Below are 22,509 nucleotides of genomic sequence, written 5' to 3' on the forward strand. Positions count from 1 at the left end.
ATTTAATTCATTCATTTTGATTTAACTTAAAACTTCTCGCATCGCTTTTGCTTTAAGCAAACATTCTTCATACTCCTTTTCAGGAATTGATGGCGACGTGATAGCGCTTCCAACTGAAAAAGAAACATATTTTTTTTCTTGATTGTACAAAATGCTTCGGATAACTACATTAAAATCGAAATCACCATTTGGTGTAAAATACCCCACAGCACCGCTATATAAACCGCGTTTTGTTTCTTCGAGTTTTTCAATTATTTTCATCACCGAAATCTTTGGTGCACCCGTCATACTTCCCATTGGGAAAGTTGTTTTTAAAGTATCTACTATAGAATAGTGCCCCTCTAACTTTGACGTAACCGTTGATATCATCTGATGCACTTGCAAAAAAGAATAAATTGTACACAACTCTTGTACTTCAACGGATCCTTTTTGTGCTGTTCGAGACAAATCATTGCGCACTAAGTCCGTAATCATAATATTTTCGGCTCGTTCTTTTGGGTCTAAAGCCAATTGCATTTTCGATTTTTCATCTTCAATTGGGTCTGAAAATCGTTTTGCAGTTCCTTTAATCGGTTGCGAAATAATAAGTTCTCCTTCTTTCCTTAAATAACGTTCCGGTGTCGCCGAAAGTAAAAAGTGATTGTTGTTTTTAAAAAAAACGGCAAATGGTGGCTGAGAAATTTCGTTGAGTTTTATAAATTTTTCTATGGGATCAATCGTTGCATTTTCAGCAAAAAATTCCATACAGAAATTGGCTTCATAAATATCGCCCTGATGAATGTGTTCCAATATTTTTGAAACTTTTTGAAGATAATTCTCTTTCGGAATCCGTTGTTGGATCGTTATTTGTGAATTTTGAACGCTCAACGCTGAACACTGAACACTAATTTCTTTAAAGTCTGCCTCCACTTCCTCCACACACATATTGAGATATTGAATTTCGAGTTGATTTCCTTTCAATAAAAACAGTTTCTTAGGTTGGAAAAAATATAAATCCGGAAAATCCAGCCCGTCAAAATTAGCAGATTGCAACTGCTCAATATCATTTTTTAAATCATACGATAAATAACCAAAAAGCCAGTCTTTCGTATTTTGCTGGTACTGTTTCAAATCCTCAAAGGCATTGTAAACATCTGTTTTGATGGAGGTAAAAGCATCTACGGCAAGAATACAATCGCAACTGGAGTACTGTTGCGGATACTCATTACTATCCATAAAAACAACTTCACGAAATTGTTGTGACCAGAGTAAAAGTTGTTGTTTGAACAATTTTGAATCAGAAATAGACTTATAAATTGAAGTTCTCAAAAAGTTTTAATGTTTAAAAATTCAAAATTACAACAAAAAAAATTCTTCAATAACTGGTTATGCTAAAATTAGCTTATTTTTTTGTAAATTTGGTAGTGCGTGATCAATTTTGGATTTTTTTAATCGTTTAATCATTCCCGTTATGGCTTCAAAAATTTTCCTTAATTTAGCAGTTAAAGACCTTAAAAAATCCATTGTTTTTTTTACACAACTCGGATTTTCTTTCAATCCTCAATTTACTGATGAACAAGCCACTTGCATGATTACAGGAAAAAACATTTTTGTGATGCTGCTTACTGAGCAACGATTTAGAGACTTTACCAAAAAAGAAATTTGCAATGCCCATAAAAATACCGAAGTATTAATCGCAATAGATGTTGAAAGCAAAAAAAAAGTGGACGAAATAGTACAAAAAGCGATATTTGCGGGTGGTACAACGTATATGGAGCCACAAGATCACGGATCGATGTATGCCCATGGTTTTGCGGATTTGGACGGACACCAATGGGAAATTATGTGTATGGATGAACGTGCAATTCCCCAATAATTATTCTCAAATATGTAACCAATAAAACCATATACTATGAAAATTGTAATTATTATTATCCGAACTTTAATTGGAATTTTGCTTCTTTATGCATCAATTAGTTTTTTTCTGAAACTAGCTCCAGAACCGGAGGTTACCGGAAATTTCAAGGCTTTTAATGTGGGCTTGGTTGCCTCTACTTACATTATGCCATTAGCCAAGTCTATTGAGTTGTTATGTGGCCTAGCCTTTTTGACAGGGCGTTATGTTACTCTTGCCAGTATTTTGATTTTACCAATAACCATCAACATTTTATTCATAAATTTTTTCTTGTCTCCAGAGGGAATTCCTACTGCCCTTTTCTTATTCTTGGGAAATATGTTTCTAATTTTTAACCATTGGAACAATTATAAAAGTTTATTTATTGCTAAAGACTAAATAAGTGCACCTCATAACAAAAAAACCCGCTCAATGTAGTGGGTTTCTTTATTCTAAAGCAAAAATTTATTCTTTAATTACACATGCAACGCTCTATTGTCAGTAGCGGCTAGTGCTGCTTCTTTGATCGCTTCTGCAAATGTTGGATGAGCATGAGACATTCTGGAAATATCTTCAGCAGAGGCTTTGAATTCCATTGCAACTACTGCTTCAGCAATTAAATCCGCACAACGAGCCCCAATCATGTGAACGCCTAGTACTTCATCTGTTTTTGCATCAGCAAGAATTTTTACAAATCCGTCTAAATCTCCACCAGCTCTTGCGCGTCCTAAAGCTTTGAAAGGAAAACTTCCTGCTTTATACTCAACTCCGGAAGCTTTCAATTGCTCCTCTGTTTGTCCTACAGCAGCCACTTCTGGCCAAGTGTACACAACTCCGGGAATCAAATTATAATCGATATGTGGTTTTTGACCTGCTAATATTTCAGCCACCATGGCTCCTTCTTCTTCTGCTTTGTGTGCTAACATTGCGCCACGCACCACATCGCCAATTGCATAAATAGTAGGAACTGAAGTTTGCAAATGATCATTTACTTCTACCATTCCTCTATCTGAGATTTTCACACCTGCTTTATCAGCATTTAATCCGTCAGTATACGGACGACGACCTACAGAAACTAAGGAATAATCCCCTTCCAGCGTAATTGTTTCTCCTTTTGTATTTTCAGCTTGAACTACAACGCCTTCACCATTTCGTTCTACGGATTTCACTTTGTGTGAAACATAGAATTTCATGCCTTGTTTTTTTAATACTTTAGTCAATTCTTTAGACAATGAAGCATCCATTCCAGGAATAATTCGGTCTAAATATTCTACAACAGAAACTTGTGATCCCAATCGCAAATACACTTGACCTAATTCGATCCCGATAACTCCACCACCAATAATTACTAAATGTTTTGGTACTTCTTTAAGTTTCAATGCTTCGGTTGAAGTGATGATTCTTTCTTTATCAATTTTGATAAAAGGCAAAGAAGATGGTTTTGAACCTGTAGCGATAATGATGTTTTTGGCTTCGATAGTTTCAGAAGTTCCGTCTGCTTTTGCCACCGCAACATGCGTAGCATCAACAAATGAACCCAATCCTTCCAGAACTGTAATTTTATTTTTGTCCATTAAAAATTTCACACCACCAGAAGTCTGATCTACAACCGCTTGTTTGCGCGCAATCATTTTTTCAAGGTTTACTTTTACTTCCCCGGAAACTTCAATTCCGTGATCTGCAAAATGTGCAATTTCACTGTAATGATGAGAAGAAGCTAGTAGTGCTTTTGAAGGAATACAACCAACATTGAGGCAAGTCCCTCCAAGAGTGGAATATTTTTCGATAATTGCTGTTTTAAAACCCAGTTGTGCACAACGAATTGCTGATACATATCCGCCTGGCCCAGAACCTATAATGACTACGTCAAATGAACTCATAGTATTTTTTTTTATTGTGTTTTTATAAAATGTTCCACAAAATTAAGGAATTAAGTTTTGTTTGAAGTTTAATTCAGAAGGTTTTTTGTTATGAAAATGACATAACTAATATTCATCAAGAAATTATTTATGGCTTTTTAGAAGGATCTCTATAAGTATGAAAATCAGAGCAAATAATAATTTCATCATTAAATACTTCATAAATAATTACAAAAGGGAATTTTTTAAAGGATAATTCTCTAAAAAACGGTTCTTTTTTTAGTGGGAATAGTTCAGGATTCATTTTTAATGTTTTTAAATATCTTTTAAGATAAGTAGTTGGAACTATTTAATGTCATACTAAAAAATGAGTGAAATAATATTTAACATATAAGTCATATAAGAATTAAACCTTAAATGACCTTATGATTGTTATAGTTACATAAGGCTAACATAATCGAAACTTAAACTTACATGGCTTATATGGTAAAAAAAATGCAACATTGTTTTATTCTTATTGCTTAAGCAAAAAAAAACTTTGCCTAATCCCTTTTTTTACTTTCATAAATTTCAATAGCCTCAATTATTTCAATTTCTGCTAATTTTGAAATAACTATTTTAAAAACCATATTTGGCATTTAATTGCTTCTCCAAATCTTCCCAAGAAGTTGATAAACTATTCCCGGAATGATAGACGGTTCTGGCTTCTTCCACTTTTTGATACTGATTATCCGAAACTAGGGAAGCTTTTTCTCAGTTTAAAATAGCGTCAAATATTCCTTCCAAAACGACTAATTTTGAATCATCCTGGATAAGTTTTCCAAAATTCACAATACCCTTTTGTCTAATTTCTTTAGTTTTCATGGAGCAATTGATTTATTCTAAATTTAATGACATTAAAACAATCAACATTTATATATCAACGACAGTCGTGCTTTTTACTTCGCTAATCATAAATGTGCTGTGCGTACTTCCTATATGTTGTAATGTCGTTAGTTTCGTTACTAAAAACTCTCGATAAGCTTCCATATCTTTTACCACAATTTTCAAGATATAATCATAATCACCGCTCACATGATGACATTCTAAAACTTCTTTTAGTTTCACCACTTCACTTTCGAACTTCGTGAGAAACTCTTTGGTATGCTGTATCAATTTGAGGTGACAAAAAACCACAAATCCTTTCTCGGCTTTGGAGCGATTAATCAGCGCAACATACTTATCAATTATTCCTTCTCTTTCTAATTTTTTAATGCGTTCATAAACGGCCGTAACGGAAAGATTGAGTTTTAAGGACAATTCTTTGGTTGTTTTCTTACTATCTGTTTGCAATAAAAAAAGTAATTTTTTGTCTGTTGAATCTAATGTCATTGTGTTGCAAATTTCAAATTGATAGATAATCTATAAAAATCCTGATTACCGAACTAATTTAGTAAAAAAAATTAATTATTTAGTGTTATATAGTTTTATAATCTAATAAAACTACAGACTATTGATTTTTAATCTTAAAATATTTTATTTTGAATAGGATTTTTTGACATACCGGAATGTCCAAGCCCTGATAGCAACGGCATCCTTTTACTTTTTTCTTTAAAAAGTAAAAGATAGAGTGAATAGCAGGAATAGCTTCAAATAACAATAAAAAATAATTATGAAAAATTTCAATCCCGCAGACAACATTCAGGATTTGCAGTACTTTGGCGAATTTGGTGGTGTGAATCCCTCTATTTCTGACTCCTCAACCTACACTTTTTTATCGGCAAAAACGATGTTCGATACTTTTGAAGGCAATATGGAAGGCTGTTATTTGTATTCACGTCATTCCTCGCCGAGTAATTTATACCTGGACAAAGCCTTGGCAGCCATGGAAGGCACGGAAACAGCGAACGTTTCGGCATCCGGAATGGGAGCGATTACGCCCACTTTGTTGCAATTGTGCGGTTCCGGCGACCATATTGTTTCTAGCAGAACCATTTATGGCGGAACGTATGCATTCCTGAAGAATTTTACACCTAGATTAGGTATCAAAACCACATTTGTTGACATCACAAAACTTGAACTTGTAGAGGCTGCTATAACTGCAGAAACTAAAGTTTTGTATTGTGAGACAGTGAGCAATCCTTTATTGGAAGTGGCTGATATTGAAGGTTTATCAAAAATTGCAAAAAGACATAATTTGAAATTAGTTGTTGATAATACTTTTTCGCCACTATCCGTTTCGCCTGCTAAATTAGGAGCTGATATTGTGATTCACAGTTTGACAAAATACATCAACGGAAGCAGTGATACGGTGGGCGGAGTAACATGCGCCTCTCAGGAATTTATTGATAGTTTAAAAAATGTAAACAGTGGAGCCAGCATGTTATTGGGGCCAACCATGGATAGTCTGCGATCTGCCAGTGTGATGAAAAACTTGCGTACGCTGCACATCAGGATGAAACAGCACAGCCATAATGCGATGTATCTGGCGGAACGTTTTGAAAAAGACGGAATCAAAACAGTGTATCCGGGGTTAAAAAGCCATCCGAGTCATGAGATCTATAAAAGCATGATTAATCCTGAATATGGTTTTGGCGGGATGATGACACTGGATGTTGGAAATTTGGCAAAAGCCAATGCTTTGATGGAGTTGATGCAGGCCAAAAATCTAGGGTATCTGGCGGTGAGTTTAGGCTTTTATAAAACCTTATTCAGCGCGCCGGGAACCTCAACTTCCAGCGAAATCCCTTTGGAGGAACAAATTGAAATGGGATTGACAGACGGTTTGATTCGGTTTTCTATCGGATTAGACAATGATATTGAAAGAACATATCAAAGTATGAAGGCCTGTATGATGGAATTAAATCTGCTAAAATAAGGAGCCATAGTCATAGAATGATTATCCTTTAGCCGCCTATCATTTTTAAGGAAAACTAGAAAACACAAAAAAAGCTTCGAATTTCTTCGAAGCTTTTGCTTTCTGGGTGGAAGACGGGGCTCGAACCCGCGACCCTCGGTACCACAAACCGATGCTCTAACCAACTGAGCTACAACCACCATTTGCTTAGCGGTTGCAAATATACGATATAAGTTTATTTCTGCAAATATTTATTTCAAAAAATTACATGAAAATTAGATCAAATCTGCTAAGCTATTGACTGCCAAATATCTTTCAGTCGTAAAACCTTCTGCATGATCCAGTCCTGCAATCCTTCCTAAATCTCTGGAGCGATAATTCAGGCTTTCCAGAAAGTTTTTGCTTGTTATTGGGGATTCCGGTTCCTTTGAGTTGGCATCATAAAACTGGGAACTGTAGGCTAAAATTGCTTCAATTTTTTTATCGGTAAAACCTGTAATGTCGACTACAAAATCCGGCTCTATATTTTTCCATTGAATGTAATGGTAGACAATTTTTGGCCGCCAAGGCGCTTGCTTTTCGCCTGCTAATGAAGTTTCTATCTTGATCAACCCGGATAAAAAACAAGCATCAGACACTAATTTACTTCCTTTTGCATGATCAATATGGCGGTCATCAATAGCATTACACAGAATAATTTCCGGCTGGTACTTGCGAATCATTTGTATAATTTCTAATTGGTGTTTTTCGTCATTGACAAAAAAGCCATCTCGCATTTCTAAATTCTCACGCACTGAAACGCCCAGTATTTTTGCAGCAGCATTCGCTTCCTGATCTCTGATATCAGCGGAACCGCGAGTCCCTAATTCGCCACGTGTCAAATCAATAATCCCAACTGTTTTTCCTAAGGACATTTCTTTTAAAATGGTTCCCGCACAACCCAACTCTACATCATCAGGATGCGCACCAAAAGCCAATATATCTAATTTCATTATTTTCTGTTTATTTTATTTAAAGTTATACTAACTCGCCTTCATCTAATATTTATAATACTTTTTTCATTGTCATTGATTTATGGACGCTTTCCTCCCACTCTTTTTCAGGGACGCTATCTTTTGTGATACCACAACCCATATACAAATATGCGCTAGTCAATGCGAGATTCGAATCAAAATCAATTTGCATGCACCGCAAATTTACAAACAAATCAGAACTTACGGTATTGGTCGTGAAACTGCTGTTCAATTCCCCCAGAAAACCGGTGTAAAAACTCCTGTCGTACTGCTCGTTTTCTAGAATAAAAGTCTTAGCACTTTCTTTTGGCAATCCACAAACGGCAGGTGTGGGATGCAATAACTGAATTACTTTTTGCAAGCTGGAATCGGAATTTAAACGTCCAGAAATATCTGTTTTTATATGCCAGATACTTCCCGATTTGACGCTGTACGGCTCCGTCACCAAAACTCCGGAAGCCACACTTTCCAGTTTTGAAACAATATAATCCGTTACAAACTGCTGTTCTTCTTTTTCTTTTTTGTGCCAAGTAATTTCGGATAAACCCAAATCTTTCTGCGTTCCCGCCAAAGAAATCGTTTCAAAAACGGCTTCAGTTGCTTTCAGTAATTGCTCCGGTGTAGCGCCCAACCAAGTTCCAATTTTTGGATGATAAAAACAATACACAAAAGTAGAAGGATAAAGCTGTACTAATTTTTCGAAAGTGGAAACCAAATCAAAATCTGCTACTTCAACGGTTTCTTTTCTGGAAAGCACTACTTTATTACATTCGTTATTCTTTATGGACTGGATCCCTTTGGAAACTAAAGCTTCAAAATTATTTTTAGCCAAGGCATCTACAATCGTAAATTCATTTTTAGAAATAGCATTTTCTTTTTTTTTCAAAGTAACCCGCACCATTTCCGATTCATTTTCAGGAATCAAATGCGTTTTGGCTCCATCAAAAGAGGCAAAAACAAACCCTTTTTCGGTAAAATCAACAGCTGAAAATACCGTGTCATTTTGTTGAAAAAAACCAATTACTTCTGCTGAATCAGGCTTACAATACAAAACAAAAGGTAGTTTTTCCTGAAACTGTTTTTTGGCTTTAGCTATAATTGCTTCCATTATTTGTTTTCGCTTTTTCTTTTTGGCAAAATCATATTAGTCAATTTACAAAGCGATATTAAGGTATTCTTTTCATCCGTAATTCGTATTTCCCAAAGATGAATGCTTCGTCCTTTGTGCACGATTCGAGCTGTTGCCGTTACAATTCCGTCCCGCTTTGCTTTCAAATGATTGGCTGAAATCTCGATTCCGCGCACTTCACTTAGCTCAGAATTCACATACAGCATTGAGGCTGCACTGCCCACACTTTCTGCTAAAGCTACTGAAGCACCACCATGCAACAATCCCATTGGCTGATGTACGGATGGATTAACAGGCATTGTGGCTACTAAAAAATCTTCTCCTGCATCAGTATATTCAATATTCAACGTTTGCATTAAGGTGTTTTTAGAAATGTGATTGCAATATTGAAGTATTTTTTCTTTGTCGAATGTCATGTTATTGGCTTTAGAAATGTAAAAATAAATAAAAGATAAGTCACAAAACAGTAATTGCAATTGTTATTCTGATTTCGAAATAGATTTTTCCTATTTTTACAAAAAATACAACTAGATGCGTGCCAAAATAGTCCTGCTTTTTATTGGAATAGTATTCTCCATTTGTTCCTGCCGATCTGATTTTGAGACCGTAGCCAGCACCGGTGATTTAGCTTTTTCCAAAGACACTATTTATCTCGACACTGTTTTTTCAAACATTGGTTCCAGCACGTACCGACTCAAAGTATTCAACAAAAGTAAAAATGACATCAGCATTCCTAGTATTAAATTAGGAAAAGGATTAAGTTCTAAATACCGAATGACCGTTGACGGAATGCAGGGAACGGAAGGTAAAATTTTTACTAATGTGGCTCTTTTAGCCAAAGACAGTTTGTATATTTTCATAGAAACCACTGCAAATAGTACTGATGCTAACCCAAACGATTTTTTATACACCGATCAAATTCAGTTTGACAGTGGCGAAAACCGGCAAAATGTAGAACTGGTAACACTCATTCAAGACGCTGTTTTTCTTTATCCAAAGCGTTTTACTAATGGAACTACTGAAACACTACCTATTGGAGACCAAAAAATAGATGGCTTTTATCTGGATGAAAACGATCCTGTAAATGGAAATGAATTACAGTTTACCAATGACAAACCCTATGTAATTTATGGATATGCAGCAGTTCCTTCAAATAAAACAGCCACTTTTGAGGCGGGAACCCGAGTTCATTTCCATGCTAATTCTGGGCTTATAGTAACCAATGATGCCTCCATCAATATTAATGGAACAGTATCTATAACGGATAAACTGGAAAACGAAGTCATTTTTGAAGGCGACCGTTTAGAAACTAATTTTTCGGGTGTTCCGGGACAATGGGGAACCATTTGGCTTACTGATGGCAGTACGAATAACACATTGAATCACCTGACGATTAAAAATGCCACTATCGGATTATTGATTCAAAATAATGATGGCAGTACAGTTTCTATCAAAAACACTCAAATTTACAACAGCAGTACCTTTGGAATTTTGGCGCAGACCGCAAAAATAAATGGAGAAAATATAGTCATCAATAATGCCGGATTAGCCAGTTTAGCCTGCACGTATGGCGGAAATTATTCCTTTACACATTCGACCTTCAATAACAACTGGAACAGTTCCCAACAAGTGGCGGTTTTGATAAATAATTATATTTTGGGAGCAATTCCGGAAGTTAAAGATTTAACCGCAGCTACTTTTAACAACTGCATTATTTACGGTTCCTATTCAAACGAAATGAGTTTAAACAAGAAAACGGGAGCCACTTTTGAATACCAATTTAATAATTGCCTGATTAAATTTGATAACACATCGAATCAATTTGCAACGAATCCTGATTATCAATTCAGTACGGATACGGCACATTACAATGCGATACTTTTGAACAAGGATCCAAAATTCTTTAATATAACACAGAACAAATTTAATATTAACGAAACTTCGGCTGCTTTCGCAAAAGGGAATTCGGCATACCTGATTCCGTTAGATATTACAGGAAACACCAGAAGTTTACCCCCCGATTTAGGCGCATATCAAAACAAAGTATTCCCAAAATAAACAACTTTGAATGACAACACAAACTAAGACAAAACGCCTCCTATAATTAACTATTTAGTAACCTGATACACCGATTTAAAGAGTAGTTTTATCAAAAATTTTACTCAAAAATCCAATCTATTTTAAAACCAATTTAATCTATTATCAGACTATGAAACAAATCTACTCACTTCTCTTTTTATTTCTTTTCACGGCAGGTTTTGCGCAAGCGCCAGCAGGATATTATACCAATGCCACAGGAACTGGCTACACGTTGAAAACTCAATTATACAACATCATCAAAGACCATACAGTACAAACGTATGCAGGCTTATATGTTACTTATGAAACTTCCGATATTGATAATTTCTTTGAAAAGGACGGAACAGTTTTAGATATGTACTCTGAAAATCCTGCCGGAGCTGATCCATACACATACACTATTGCAACTACGCAACGATGCGGAAGCAGTGGTTACGCAAAAGAAGGAGATTGTTACAATCGAGAACACATTATACCGCAATCTATATTCAGCGAAGCCTTACCAATGGTTTCTGATGCGCATTTCATAACGCCTACTGACGGAGAAGTAAATGGAATCCGATCTAATTACCCGCATTCTGTAGTAGCAACCGCTACTCAAACTACCCTTAACGGAAGTAAACTTGGAGCCAGTACAACAGCAGGTTATACAGGTCCTGTTTTTGAACCAATAGATGAATTCAAAGGGGATATTGCCCGTATGTATTTCTATTTTGCCACTCGTTATGAAAATACAGTTGCCGGATACAATTACCCAATGTTCAACAATTCAACTAGTAAAGTATTTACCACCGCATTTTTAAATCAACTGCTGGCTTGGCACAATCAAGATCCGGTAAGTGCCAGAGAAATTGCCCGTAACAACGCTATTTATGCGCGCCAGAACAATAGAAATCCTTACATTGACAATCCTAACTATGTAACGGCTATTTGGAAAACTGAAGCGGTTGATATTGAAGCTCCCTCTGCTGTTACAAACTTAATAGTAACCGAAACAACTTCAAACTCGGCTACTTTAACATGGACAGCAGCAACAGATAATGTTGGTGTTACCGGTTATGATGTGTATGTAAACGGTACATTAAAATCTACCGAAACAGGGTTAACTGCTACAGTAAACGGTTTAGTTGCATCTACCACTTATTCCTTTTATATTATAACCAGAGATGCTGAAAGAAATTCTTCGGTTGCCAGTACATCAGTAAATGGAACCACTAAAGCACCAGCTGCCGGTACCACTTTTTGTGCCTCTGAAGATTTTCAAACTATTCCTGCAAATGCAAGTTCTTATGCTACACAAACGTGGACTAACGCAGGAATAACATGGACCTCTACTGATTCTCGTACCGACCAAACATTAAATTCAAGAGCAATAACAATACGAAATGGCGCTCTTACCTCTTCATCTGTTGCTAATGGTATCAAGGATTTGACAGTTACCACCCAGCTTATTTTTTCTGGATCTGCAGGATCTTTTAAACTGAATGTCAATGGAACAGAAGTTGGCACTATCCCTTACAGCAGTACGTCAACGACGACGACAATACCAAACATCAATGTAACTGGGAATGTGATTATTACCCTTTCTGGAAACAGCACAGCATCAAATCGTGTTCGATTTGATGATCTTTCTTGGACTTGTGCCGCTTCACTTGGTGTTGATCAATTAGAAACAAAAAGTTTTGAAATTTATCCCAATCCATCCAATGGAAATATCAAAATAAATTTCAATAATTCAAATGAAAAATACTCGGTTCAAGTATTTTCAGTATTAGGACAAAAAGTTTTTGAAAAAGAGTATACCAACAGTTCTTCTGCAGCGGTTAACAATCTTCAAAAAGGAGTTTATTTAATTAAAATAACCAACGATTCTAAATCAGTTACTAAAAAACTAATTGTAAACTAATTTAAGCACGAACCATTTCTTTTAAAGCGGCATTTATTGCCGCTTTTTTTGTTTTATTTTAGACTTGTTTTATACATAAAAAGAAAATTTTTAGCTCCTTTACAACTTAGCGCTACAGGTTTCCTGTTTATTTTTCTAAAAAAAATGCAACCTGTTGTACTTCAAATGTTACTAATTATGTTAATAAAAATGCAAATACCTTCATAATTTCATAACATATACCACCCAAAATGTTATAAATTTGTGAGTCTTCAGTATTTTCCCATTTGGAAGCCTGAGACTAACCCCAATAACCAAAACAAATTTAAATTATGAAAAAAATCTACTCTGCATTATTATTACTGTTCGTCACAGCAACGATAGCCCAAATACCAAGTGGTTATTACAACACCGCCACAGGAACTGGCTACACACTCAAAACACAATTATACAACGTCATCAAAGGGCATACGGATAACGGATATGGCGGTTTATACACCATATATCAAACCTCGGATAGGGATTATTACTTTGAAAATGACGCCACAATTTTAGACATGTATTCTGAAAATCCTGCCGGAACAGACCCTTATAACTACTCCGCTGGAACAACCCAAAGATGTGGCACTTATAGTGTAGAAGGAGATTGTTACAATAGAGAACACATCATTCCGCAATCTACTTTTGGTTCTGCAGCCCCAATGGTTTCAGATGCCCATTTCATCACACCCACAGACGGAAAAGTAAACGGTCAGCGTTCTAATTATCCGCACGGACCGGTGACTTCAGCATCTTGGACTTCCTTAAACGGAAGTAAACTTGGAACGAGTACAACTTCTGGTTATTCAGGACCTATTTTTGAACCTATCAATGAATTCAAAGGCGATATTGCCCGAATGTATTTTTATTTTGCCACCCGTTATGAAAATACAGTTGCTGGTTATTCCTATGCAATGTTCAATGGATCGAGTAATCAAGTGTTCACGACCGCTTTTTTAAACGTATTGATTACTTGGCACAACCAAGATCCTGTCAGCACTAGAGAAATTGATCGCAACAATGCCATTTATAATTCTCAAAACAATAGGAATCCTTATATTGATCATCCTGAGTATGTACAGGCAATTTGGAACCCAAGCGCTGATGCACAAGCCCCAACTACTCCAACGAATTTAGTTGCTAGCGGAACAACATCAAATTCCGTTTCATTAAACTGGACGGCTTCCTCTGATAATAGTGGAGTAACTGGCTATAATGTGTATATGAACAGTGCTTTAAAAACAACCACAACCGGAACAACAACCACTATCACTGGGCTAACCGCTTCTACTGCCTACTCTTTCTTTGTAAAAGCTAAAGATGCTGCAGGAAATATCTCTGGCCCAAGTAACACGGTGAATGTGACAACTGCTGCAGCAAGTGGTTCAACTGCAACAGATTTATTATTTTCAGAATATATTGAAGGCTCTTCAAACAATAAAGCTTTGGAAATTTCGAACGCAACTGGCGCCGCGATCAGCTTATCGATTTATAGCATAAAAAAACAAACGAATGGTTCCGGTGCCTGGAGTACAGGATTAGCCCTAACAGGGACTTTGAATACCGGCAGTAAATTCACAATCGTAAATAGTTTAATGGCGTCTAGTTGTTATCCTACAAGCTCAGCAAACCTTTCTACATCAGCAACTGAAATGACTTTTAATGGGAATGATGCTGTAGGTTTATTCAAAAATGGCGTCTTAATTGATATCATTGGAACTTTTAACGGTGGAACTGCAAACTTTGCGGCGGATCAAACCCTGAGAAGAAAATCAACCGTTACGGCACCAACAACTACTTTTAATAAAACAACCCAATGGGATTCCTTTACATCAGATACGTGTAACAATTTAGGAAGTCGTACGATTGAAAAAACACCAAAAACCAGTGTGGCTTTAGATATAAATGATATTGCCCTCTATCCAAATCCATCCAATGGAACTTTCTCTATCAATAATTCGAATAAAAGGTATGCTATCGAAATTTATTCTATAATTGGTCAGAAAATTTACAGCGACGAAAACAGCACCAAATCAGAAATTACGCTGCCAAATAGTGTAAAAGGAACGTACTTGGTTCGAGTGACTATTGATTCCAATTCAGTCCTCAAGAAATTAATAATCAACTAATTAACAAAGCGGCAAATTGCCGCTTTTTTTTTACTCCAAATTTAATCTTAATTGACTAAATTTGCACCGCAATACAACAAACTACATAACAATGATCCATTTCTTTGAAAACCAAAGCAAGACTGTTTATGCCGTACATACGCAAAACGCATTGAGCGAAGTCGAAATGTCAGCTCAAGACATTTCAAGACTCAACTGGCTTTTTGCCAATTCAAATAAAATAGAAAAATCCGTACTGACGGATTTTTTTGTTGGTCCTCGCGCCACAATGATAACCCCTTGGAGTACTAATGCTGTAGAAATCACCCAAAACATGGGAATATCCGGCATCATTAGAATCGAGGAATTTCATAAAGCGACCGCTGATTTTTCTGATTTTGACCCGATGCTTTCGCAAAAGTACACCGAGTTGAATCAAGATATTTTTACTATCAATGTACTTCCGGAAGCTATTTTGGACATCGATGATATTGCTGCTTACAACAAACAAGAAGGATTGTCTTTGAGTCCGGAAGAAGTAGCATATTTAGATAATCTAGCGCTTAAATTAGGGCGAAAACTAACGGATTCTGAGATTTTTGGTTTTTCACAAGCCAATTCAGAACACTGTCGCCACAAGATTTTCAACGGAACTTTTATAATTGACGGAGAAGAAAAAGAATCTTCTTTATTCAAATTAATCAAGAAAACATCCCAAGAAAATCCGAACGATATTGTCTCGGCTTACAAAGATAACGTTGCTTTTGTAAAAGGGCCTCGGGTACAACAATTTGCTCCAAAAAGCGCTGATAAACCTGATTTTTATGAAGTCAAAGAATTTGATTCGGTTATTTCATTAAAAGCAGAAACACATAATTTTCCAACAACGGTAGAGCCTTTCAACGGAGCTGCAACTGGTTCTGGTGGAGAAATCCGGGACCGTTTAGCAGGTGGACAAGGTTCTTTGCCAATGGCAGGAACTGCAGTTTACATGACTTCCTACTCTCGTTTAGAAGCCCCATTCGACTCCGCTCAGGGCAGTAGACCTTGGGAAAATGGTATGGCCGAAAGAAAATGGTTGTATCAAACGCCAATGGATATTTTGATCAAAGCGTCCAACGGAGCTTCTGATTTTGGGAATAAATTTGGACAACCGTTAATTACAGGTTCTATCCTGACTTTCGAACACGAGCACTTCGATACGCTCAGTGTGACGGGTCGAAAATTAGGGTACGACAAAGTAATTATGCAAGCGGGCGGAATTGGGTACGGAAAATTAGATCAAGCGATTAAGAAAAAACCACAAACAGGCGATAAAATTGTTATCCTTGGTGGTGAAAATTATAGAATTGGAATGGGTGGAGCAGCAGTTTCTTCAGCAGATACCGGAGCTTTCAGTTCAGGAATTGAGTTGAACGCCATCCAACGTTCGAACCCAGAAATGCAAAAACGTGCTGCCAATGCCATTCGTGGTTTGGTAGAAAGCGATATTAATCCAATTGTTTCGATTCACGATCACGGTGCTGGCGGACATTTAAACTGTCTTTCGGAATTAGTGGAAGAAACTGGCGGATTAATTGATTTAGACAAATTGCCTGTGGGAGATCCTACCCTTTCCGCAAAAGAAATCATTGGTAACGAATCTCAGGAAAGAATGGGATTGGTTATTGCAAAGGAAAACATCGATTTATTGCAAAAAATTGCGGATCGAGAACGTTCTCCAATGTACCAAGTGGGAGACGTAACCGGAGATCACCGTTTTACTTTTCAATCAAAATCAACAGGAGCTAAACCAATGGATTTCGCTTTAGAAGACTTTTTTGGAAGTTCTCCAAAAGTGGTTATGACAGACAAAACAATTGAAAGAAAGTACACTGATTTAGTATATGACAAGAAAAACATTTCAACCTATTTAGAGCAGGTACTTCAATTGGAGGCTGTAGCTTGTAAAGACTGGTTGACCAATAAAGTAGACCGTTGTGTGGGTGGTAAAGTTGCCAAACAACAAAATGCCGGACCCTTGCAATTGCCTTTGAATAATTGTGGCGTAATGGCCTTGGATTATCAAGGAATAGAAGGAGTTGCCACTTCGATTGGGCACTCGCCTATTGCTTCATTAATTGATCCGGTGGCAGGAACAAGAACTGCCATTGCTGAATCTTTATCAAACATTGTTTGGGCACCAATAAAAGACGGATTAAAGGGAATTTCACTTTCGGCAAACTGGATGTGGGCGTGTAAAAACGAAGGCGAAGACGCCCGTTTATACGCAGCTGTTCAAGCCTGTTCGGATTTTGCAATCGAATTGGGAATCAACATTCCAACCGGAAAAGATTCTCTTTCCATGAAACAAAAATATCCAAATGAAGAAGTAATTGCGCCAGGAACGGTGATTATTTCAGCAGGTGGAAATTGTACCGATATTAGAAAAGTAGTAGAGCCTGTTTTACAAAGAGATGGCGGTTCTATTTATTACATTAATTTATCCCAAGATGATTTCAAATTAGGCGGTTCTTCGTTTGCACAAACGTTGAATACTATTGGAAAAGAAGTACCAACGATTAAAGACGCTGCATTTTTCAAAAGAGCGTTCAATACCATTCAAGAATTAATTTTAGAAAACAATATCCTTGCAGGACACGATATTGGAAGTGGTGGTTTGATTACTACTTTATTGGAAATGTGTTTTGCCGATGTGAATTTGGGAGCTAAAATAGATTTCTCTCCCGAAGCTTCGGGATTCGAAGAAAAAGACATCATTAAATATCTTTTTGCAGAAAATATCGGAATTGTTTTCCAAGCAAAATCGGATGCTGAAGTAGAATCTAAATTGAATGCTAATACCGTTTCTTTCTATAAATTGGGAATCCCCTCCCCAGCCCTCCCCGAAGGAGAGGGAGCCAAACTGGAAATAATCAGTTCTTCTCCTGAAATTTTGACTTTCGACATCGCTAAATACAGAGATATTTGGTTCAAAACTTCTTTTTTATTAGACCAAAAACAATCGAAGAACGGAATGGCTCAAGCACGTTTTGATAATTATAAAAATCAAGCGTTACAGTATACTTTTCCAACACATTTTACAGGAAAAAAACCTGTAATTGATGCTTCTAAACCGCGTCCTAAAGCAGCTATTATCCGTGAAAAAGGAAGTAATTCGGAGCGTGAAATGGCAAATGCCATGTACTTAGCCGGTTTTGATGTAAAAGATGTTCACATGACCGATTTAATTTCAGGTCGTGAAACCTTGGAAGACATTCAGTTCATTGGCGCGGTTGGTGGATTCTCGAATTCAGATGTATTGGGTTCTGCCAAAGGTTGGGCGGGAGCATTTTTATACAATGAAAAAGCAAAAACCGCTTTAGACAATTTCTTTAAGAGAGACGACACCTTGTCTGTTGGAATCTGTAATGGTTGTCAATTGTTCATGGAATTGGAAGTAATTAATCCGGAGCATGACGTACACGGAAAAATGCTGCATAACGAAAGCAACAAACACGAAAGTATTTTTACATCAGTGACTATACAGGAAAACAATTCAGTGATGCTTTCTTCATTAGTAGGAAGTACGCTTGGAGTTTGGGTTTCGCATGGCGAAGGAAAATTCAACTTGCCAATGGGGGAAGAAAATTATACTATTGTTTCTAAATATGCCTATGAAGGTTATCCTGCTAATCCAAACGGATCGGATTACAATACGGCCATGCTTTGCGACAAAACAGGACGACATTTAGTAATGATGCCACACATAGAGCGCTCTACATTTCAATGGAACTGGGCACATTATCCAAAAGATAGAGACGATGAAGTTTCGCCTTGGCATGAAGCTTTTGTCAATGCCAGAAAATGGGTTGATAAAAAATAATTTATTCTATACTTTCTTAAAGCGTTCCTGAAAAGGAGCGCTTTTTTTATGGAAAAGAATTTAAAAGCCATTTTGATGATTTGTAAGAAAATTTAAATATATTTGAAAATAGACAAAGTGAAACAAACCTTCGCTAATCTAGTCAATTTTAAGTGTATGTGAGAAGGTTTGTATCGCCTATTGACTAGTTGGCGGGAATACCAAAGAACTGCAAAGTTGAAAATTACCAGTCAAAAACTTTGCTAAAGTTATCCAATTGACTAACTTTGCCCAATGAGTCAGAAATTTATAAGAGAAGTTGTTTATTACGAAGACTATTATCTTAATTTTTTTAACGCTCAAAAAGAAGACGTTAAGAAAAAATTTAACTGGACTTTACAGTTAATTTCAACTCAACAAAGAATCCCCGAAAAGTTTTTCAAACATTTGACTGGTGCAGACGGAATATTTGAAGTTCGTGTTGAAGTCGGTTCAGATATTTTTAGAGTTTTTAGTTTTTTTGACAAAGGAAAGATTGTTGTTTTAGTAAATGGATTTCATAAGAAAACACAAAAGACCCCGAAATCAGAAATCAAAATGGCTGAAAAACTAAAAGCAGAATATTTAGAAAATAAATATAAAAAGTAACGATTATGAAAACTGAAAATAAAAAAATTACAACATTTGCCGAACACTTAGATGCTCAATACGGGAAAACAGGAACCGAAACCCGTGAAAAATACGAAGAAGAATACGAGACCTTCGAACTTGGTGTTATGTTACAAGAAATGCGAAAAGAACGTGGAATGACACAAGAACAACTGGCATTAAAATGTGGAACAACAAAATCGTATATATCTAAAATTGAAAATAACACCAGCGATATAAGACTTTCTACATTAATGAGAATAATTAGACTAGGTTTAGGTGGACACTTAAAGTTAAGTTTAACCGAATAAAGGTACTACCCCGCCAATCGAGTAGACGGCTCCGCCAGAAACTGACGGAGTGCGCCTCTCACACCACCGTACGTTCGGGTCTCGTATACGGCGGTTCGCAAAGTGATGGGTTGAGTTCCATGTAAATCTCCAACATTGATTGATAGCCTTTCTTCTTAAGTCGCAGTAGGGTAATTGTAGTGGTTAGAATCGGACTCTGGGCAATACGCCATCCTCCTTTTACTCACGCTTTGGTATTGTATTTTTGGTATTCGTGAATGCAGAGCATTTCTGGTTCTGCTCCAAGCATAAGCGTGGTCTTTGTCAATCCCTAGTCGCATCAGGTTTTTCCTTTTGCGCTTGGGCTTTTTCCAGTCCGTCCAAATGCAGTAGCGCAGTCTATTGCGCAACCAACCATCAATATCTCGTAACTTTCCTTGAATACTCGTTCCTCGAAAATAGTTTAACCATCCTCGTTGAATTTGCTTCGCCAGTTCGCCTTTCAGGCTCGGGTCGTTGATTTTTCGGACAACGATAGCGATTTGCAATCCGTGCCCACAAAGAGAATGATTCAGCAAGAAATTATGCCCATTTAGAGTGCGAAATAGAAGTGGTTTTATTAGACTTATTTTTGTGGCAAATTGGAATTGGCACTGTTTGCAAAATTATTCCAACGATTCTCTGCAAACACTCGCGGTCTGGTTATAAATTCAATCGAAGATATTTTTAAGATAAAACAATGAAAAGACTAATCATTGCTTGGAGTTAATCATCGATGGAATGAACTATAGGTAATTAAACGGACAAGCCTATTTATTTTAAGTACTTACTGTTAAAAGTAGCCCTTTGTCTTGAATTTATTTAGTCCGTTAGTAGTGATTTATTTTATAAACAACTTTAATAAAATTACTGCCTATAATTGGAACACCGCTAACAGACGCCTTTCCATTTGTAATATCCATTGTATTTCCATACATAGCCTTCAAGTCGTTTCTGGGTAAGGCATTAAATAAATATTCTACAGCTATATCATCTGATAAATCCCACCTAAGCCCTAAATTCAACCCTAACGATAAATGAGAAGACTCTTGATTATACCCAATTCCTCCTCCCCAATCACCATTTCTGTTTATTAATGTAGGTTCTATACTAGGTATAAAAACAGTGTGAATAACTCTTCTAAATAAATTTACATAGAAATGGGTGTGATATCCCACTCCAATCGTATACTTAGAAAAATCTAATCTTGGAAACGTTTCATACCCTATGTTGACTTCTACATCTTTGCTAACCATTGAAAATTGCACTAAAAAGTCTTTAGCTGATTCATTATTTGTTGGTTCACTTCCCATAATTGTATTCCTAACGTCAAACGCAACCGAAAAGGCTAGATAATTATCTTGTGCAGTTAATTTAGTAACAAATAAAGCAACTACAATTGTTATTAATTTTATCATGATTCATTAGTGCTGATAAAGTTATACAATACTATATTATTACATATGACTATCAGTAACTAATACTAAGTTGTTTCTAAAGCATTAATCATGAGTCTATCCAATAGTTTGTTTCCAAAATACCGTCTGTTAAATTTGTAGCAGAACTCATCAAGATAATTATGTACATATTACTGGTTTACACAATTATGATGAATATCTAAAAGTACTTTTTTGGTATTACTGATTGTTCTATTTACACAAGGAAATATCTTTGCCGCCTTTTTCTTGTCTGGCTCTACTACAACATAATGATTTGTTATCACTTCTTTGAGTTTAGCATACCCTGGTGTAACCATCGCTTAACACAGATGCTGTTTTGTTTGCAGATTTCAAATCTTTCATAACTACCCTTTTTAGACAACCAACTTTTCTGTTTGGTTTACCCTTTTTTGGTGCAGAGATACTGGGTTTCGATTCAACTATTACCAATACCTTTCCTTGTCTTTCACTTCCACGATCTCGCTTATTAGGAGTAGATTCTTGACTGTTTTATTTTTATTTTAATTGATAACATCTTTTATGTCAATTATTTAAAACAATCTTTCATCAAATTCAACACAGCCTTTTAATTGATGTTTTTCGTCACGCATACTATCTTATGCATCATAAACCAAATGTGTTCATACAGTTTGTGACCCTACATACGTTGCATTTCTAATGCCGAAAAACTCTTTTTTGACAGCGTCATGAGTTCAATACAGATCATCCAATATTGAAAAGGCAAATTAGTATTCTCCATAACAGTACCTGAACGAAGACTGACACGACTACCGCATTTTTTACATTGAAATTTTAAATCTGTCTTACGAAAGTAATGTTCGCTGTGTTTACACTTTTTACATACAATTCCCATTTCAAGTCGTTTAGCTTTGAATCCCTTATCACATGTGGCTTAATCAGGGTATTTTTCGAAAAATTCAGGCAGGTTCTTAATTTGAATTTAATGGGTTGATGACTCAAATATAAGCTTTTTTTAGCATTTGTACAAGTAAAGGATAGTCATGTTATTTTATTTGATTATTGTTGTGGGTGAACTAATTCCCAAAAGTCGCAACTAATCTTGATATCTTTTAAAATGAAAAGATTTATTCATGTCTTTAATAAAATATAAGTCAAATCTACATTTTAATGGTTTTTAAAAATAAATTCCCTTATCCCAAATTGATTTTACTTACAACATCAGTAAATTCTACTTTTAAACATCTAGGGTTTTATACCCGATCGCTCCGATATACCACAACAGTTAGCGCAGTTTTATAAACTGTGCTCACAATATGGCTCGTGCCTTTGGGAAAATTAGAAAATCATATTATTTTTATTGTGGGGTAGTGCCCAATGTCATTAAGTTAAGGAATTTTATATTGCATCTTTTTGATTTTTAAGCACTAAAGGTCGAATTCGATTTCT

Annotated in this window: 18 protein-coding genes, 1 tRNA gene and 1 pseudogene; 9 read left to right on the forward strand and 11 right to left on the reverse strand. The window is 36.1% G+C overall.

Features of this window, described 5'->3' with window-relative positions; all coding sequences use genetic code 11:
• Positions 1 to 21: 21 nt before the first annotated feature.
• Positions 22 to 1,308 carry an anthranilate synthase component I family protein gene (locus EKL95_RS09685; RefSeq protein ID WP_126554113.1) on the reverse strand — a complete coding sequence of 429 codons (1,287 nt, stop codon included), beginning with the start codon at positions 1,306 to 1,308 and terminating at the stop codon, positions 22 to 24.
• 142 nt (positions 1,309 to 1,450) lie between these two features.
• On the opposite strand from EKL95_RS09685, the gene EKL95_RS09690 reads away from it, so the two are divergent.
• Positions 1,451 to 1,855, forward strand: coding sequence for a VOC family protein (locus tag EKL95_RS09690; protein WP_126462595.1), 405 nt, complete (start codon positions 1,451 to 1,453; stop codon positions 1,853 to 1,855).
• 36 nt (positions 1,856 to 1,891) lie between these two features.
• On the forward strand, positions 1,892 to 2,272 hold the full coding sequence (locus EKL95_RS09695) for a DoxX family membrane protein (RefSeq protein ID WP_126462598.1): 381 nt from the start codon (positions 1,892 to 1,894) through the stop codon (positions 2,270 to 2,272).
• Between the two features lie 77 nt (positions 2,273 to 2,349).
• Here EKL95_RS09695 and lpdA read toward each other — a convergent pair whose 3' ends face one another.
• The 3 genes from lpdA to EKL95_RS09705 form a co-directional block, all read right to left on the reverse strand.
• Positions 2,350 to 3,753, reverse strand: a complete 1,404-nt coding sequence (lpdA, locus tag EKL95_RS09700; protein ID WP_126554111.1) for a dihydrolipoyl dehydrogenase — start codon at positions 3,751 to 3,753, stop codon at positions 2,350 to 2,352.
• 127 nt (positions 3,754 to 3,880) lie between these two features.
• Positions 3,881 to 4,036: a hypothetical protein gene (locus tag EKL95_RS14940; RefSeq protein WP_158614856.1), complete on the reverse strand. Its 156-nt coding sequence runs from the start codon at positions 4,034 to 4,036 to the stop codon at positions 3,881 to 3,883.
• Positions 4,037 to 4,644: 608 nt separating this feature from the next.
• A complete protein-coding gene (locus EKL95_RS09705; RefSeq protein WP_126564058.1) occupies positions 4,645 to 5,103 on the reverse strand; it encodes an Lrp/AsnC family transcriptional regulator in 459 nt (152 codons plus the stop codon).
• Between the two features lie 280 nt (positions 5,104 to 5,383).
• Here EKL95_RS09705 and EKL95_RS09710 point away from each other — a divergent pair, with 280 nt between their 5' ends.
• Positions 5,384 to 6,589: an aminotransferase class I/II-fold pyridoxal phosphate-dependent enzyme gene (locus tag EKL95_RS09710; protein ID WP_126564059.1), complete on the forward strand. Its 1,206-nt coding sequence runs from the start codon at positions 5,384 to 5,386 to the stop codon at positions 6,587 to 6,589.
• A gap of 104 nt (positions 6,590 to 6,693) precedes the next feature.
• Here the strand turns inward: EKL95_RS09710 and EKL95_RS09715 are convergent.
• From EKL95_RS09715 to EKL95_RS09730, 4 genes are all read right to left on the reverse strand, one after another.
• A tRNA-His gene (locus EKL95_RS09715) sits at positions 6,694 to 6,769 on the reverse strand.
• 74 nt (positions 6,770 to 6,843) lie between these two features.
• Positions 6,844 to 7,560: a bacillithiol biosynthesis deacetylase BshB1 gene (gene bshB1, locus EKL95_RS09720; RefSeq protein ID WP_126554109.1), complete on the reverse strand. Its 717-nt coding sequence runs from the start codon at positions 7,558 to 7,560 to the stop codon at positions 6,844 to 6,846.
• A gap of 52 nt (positions 7,561 to 7,612) precedes the next feature.
• On the reverse strand, positions 7,613 to 8,689 hold the full coding sequence (locus tag EKL95_RS09725) for a chorismate-binding protein (protein WP_126564061.1): 1,077 nt from the start codon (positions 8,687 to 8,689) through the stop codon (positions 7,613 to 7,615).
• Positions 8,689 to 9,126: a PaaI family thioesterase gene (locus EKL95_RS09730; RefSeq protein ID WP_126564063.1), complete on the reverse strand. Its 438-nt coding sequence runs from the start codon at positions 9,124 to 9,126 to the stop codon at positions 8,689 to 8,691. The genes EKL95_RS09725 and EKL95_RS09730 overlap by 1 nt, the downstream gene beginning before the upstream one ends.
• 115 nt (positions 9,127 to 9,241) lie before the next feature.
• Between EKL95_RS09730 and EKL95_RS09735 the strand changes: the two genes are divergently transcribed.
• From EKL95_RS09735 to EKL95_RS09760, 6 genes are all read left to right on the forward strand, one after another.
• Positions 9,242 to 10,768 (forward strand): hypothetical protein, encoded by a 1,527-nt coding sequence (locus EKL95_RS09735; protein WP_126564064.1) that lies wholly within the window; start codon positions 9,242 to 9,244, stop codon positions 10,766 to 10,768.
• Between the two features lie 151 nt (positions 10,769 to 10,919).
• Complete coding sequence (locus EKL95_RS09740) at positions 10,920 to 12,695, forward strand: endonuclease (RefSeq protein ID WP_126462622.1); 1,776 nt, start codon at positions 10,920 to 10,922, stop codon at positions 12,693 to 12,695.
• Positions 12,696 to 13,006: 311 nt separating this feature from the next.
• Positions 13,007 to 14,842 carry an endonuclease gene (locus tag EKL95_RS09745; RefSeq protein WP_126564066.1) on the forward strand — a complete coding sequence of 612 codons (1,836 nt, stop codon included), beginning with the start codon at positions 13,007 to 13,009 and terminating at the stop codon, positions 14,840 to 14,842.
• Positions 14,843 to 14,933: 91 nt separating this feature from the next.
• Complete coding sequence (gene purL, locus EKL95_RS09750; RefSeq protein WP_126564067.1) at positions 14,934 to 18,686, forward strand: phosphoribosylformylglycinamidine synthase; 3,753 nt, start codon at positions 14,934 to 14,936, stop codon at positions 18,684 to 18,686.
• A 273-nt stretch (positions 18,687 to 18,959) separates the two neighbouring features.
• On the forward strand, positions 18,960 to 19,313 hold the full coding sequence (locus EKL95_RS09755; protein WP_126564069.1) for a type II toxin-antitoxin system RelE/ParE family toxin: 354 nt from the start codon (positions 18,960 to 18,962) through the stop codon (positions 19,311 to 19,313).
• 5 nt (positions 19,314 to 19,318) lie between these two features.
• Positions 19,319 to 19,624 carry a helix-turn-helix domain-containing protein gene (locus EKL95_RS09760; RefSeq protein ID WP_126462634.1) on the forward strand — a complete coding sequence of 102 codons (306 nt, stop codon included), beginning with the start codon at positions 19,319 to 19,321 and terminating at the stop codon, positions 19,622 to 19,624.
• Between the two features lie 155 nt (positions 19,625 to 19,779).
• Here EKL95_RS09760 and EKL95_RS09765 read toward each other — a convergent pair whose 3' ends face one another.
• From EKL95_RS09765 to EKL95_RS09775, 3 genes and pseudogenes are all read right to left on the reverse strand, one after another.
• The gene (locus EKL95_RS09765) at positions 19,780 to 20,181 is read right to left on the reverse strand and encodes a group II intron maturase-specific domain-containing protein (protein ID WP_410503652.1); all 402 of its coding nucleotides are present in this window, start codon (positions 20,179 to 20,181) and stop codon (positions 19,780 to 19,782) included.
• Between the two features lie 291 nt (positions 20,182 to 20,472).
• Positions 20,473 to 21,060 (reverse strand): hypothetical protein, encoded by a 588-nt coding sequence (locus EKL95_RS09770; RefSeq protein WP_126460856.1) that lies wholly within the window; start codon positions 21,058 to 21,060, stop codon positions 20,473 to 20,475.
• A 65-nt stretch (positions 21,061 to 21,125) separates the two neighbouring features.
• A pseudogene (locus tag EKL95_RS09775) lies at positions 21,126 to 22,042 on the reverse strand (IS1595 family transposase).
• Positions 22,043 to 22,509 lie beyond the last annotated feature (467 nt).

Origin of the sequence: Flavobacterium sp. LB2P53, from assembly GCF_003970305.1 — a bacterium.
GTDB lineage: Bacteria > Bacteroidota > Bacteroidia > Flavobacteriales > Flavobacteriaceae > Flavobacterium.

What these genes read in the sequence shown, in the direction of transcription:
- EKL95_RS09735 (WP_126564064.1), top strand. Translation starts at nt 9,242, where the DNA reads ATGCGTGCCAAAATAGTCCTGCTTTTTATTGGAATAGTATTCTCCATT.
- EKL95_RS09725 (WP_126564061.1), bottom strand. Translation starts at nt 8,689, where the DNA reads ATGGAAGCAATTATAGCTAAAGCCAAAAAACAGTTTCAGGAAAAACTA.
- purL (WP_126564067.1), top strand. Translation starts at nt 14,934, where the DNA reads ATGATCCATTTCTTTGAAAACCAAAGCAAGACTGTTTATGCCGTACAT.
- EKL95_RS09740 (WP_126462622.1), top strand. Translation starts at nt 10,920, where the DNA reads ATGAAACAAATCTACTCACTTCTCTTTTTATTTCTTTTCACGGCAGGT.
- EKL95_RS09770 (WP_126460856.1), bottom strand. Translation starts at nt 21,060, where the DNA reads ATGATAAAATTAATAACAATTGTAGTTGCTTTATTTGTTACTAAATTA.
- bshB1 (WP_126554109.1), bottom strand. Translation starts at nt 7,560, where the DNA reads ATGAAATTAGATATATTGGCTTTTGGTGCGCATCCTGATGATGTAGAG.
- EKL95_RS09745 (WP_126564066.1), top strand. Translation starts at nt 13,007, where the DNA reads ATGAAAAAAATCTACTCTGCATTATTATTACTGTTCGTCACAGCAACG.
- EKL95_RS09705 (WP_126564058.1), bottom strand. Translation starts at nt 5,103, where the DNA reads ATGACATTAGATTCAACAGACAAAAAATTACTTTTTTTATTGCAAACA.
- EKL95_RS14940 (WP_158614856.1), bottom strand. Translation starts at nt 4,036, where the DNA reads ATGAATCCTGAACTATTCCCACTAAAAAAAGAACCGTTTTTTAGAGAA.
- EKL95_RS09730 (WP_126564063.1), bottom strand. Translation starts at nt 9,126, where the DNA reads ATGACATTCGACAAAGAAAAAATACTTCAATATTGCAATCACATTTCT.
- EKL95_RS09695 (WP_126462598.1), top strand. Translation starts at nt 1,892, where the DNA reads ATGAAAATTGTAATTATTATTATCCGAACTTTAATTGGAATTTTGCTT.
- EKL95_RS09710 (WP_126564059.1), top strand. Translation starts at nt 5,384, where the DNA reads ATGAAAAATTTCAATCCCGCAGACAACATTCAGGATTTGCAGTACTTT.
- EKL95_RS09755 (WP_126564069.1), top strand. Translation starts at nt 18,960, where the DNA reads ATGAGTCAGAAATTTATAAGAGAAGTTGTTTATTACGAAGACTATTAT.
- EKL95_RS09690 (WP_126462595.1), top strand. Translation starts at nt 1,451, where the DNA reads ATGGCTTCAAAAATTTTCCTTAATTTAGCAGTTAAAGACCTTAAAAAA.
- lpdA (WP_126554111.1), bottom strand. Translation starts at nt 3,753, where the DNA reads ATGAGTTCATTTGACGTAGTCATTATAGGTTCTGGGCCAGGCGGATAT.
- EKL95_RS09760 (WP_126462634.1), top strand. Translation starts at nt 19,319, where the DNA reads ATGAAAACTGAAAATAAAAAAATTACAACATTTGCCGAACACTTAGAT.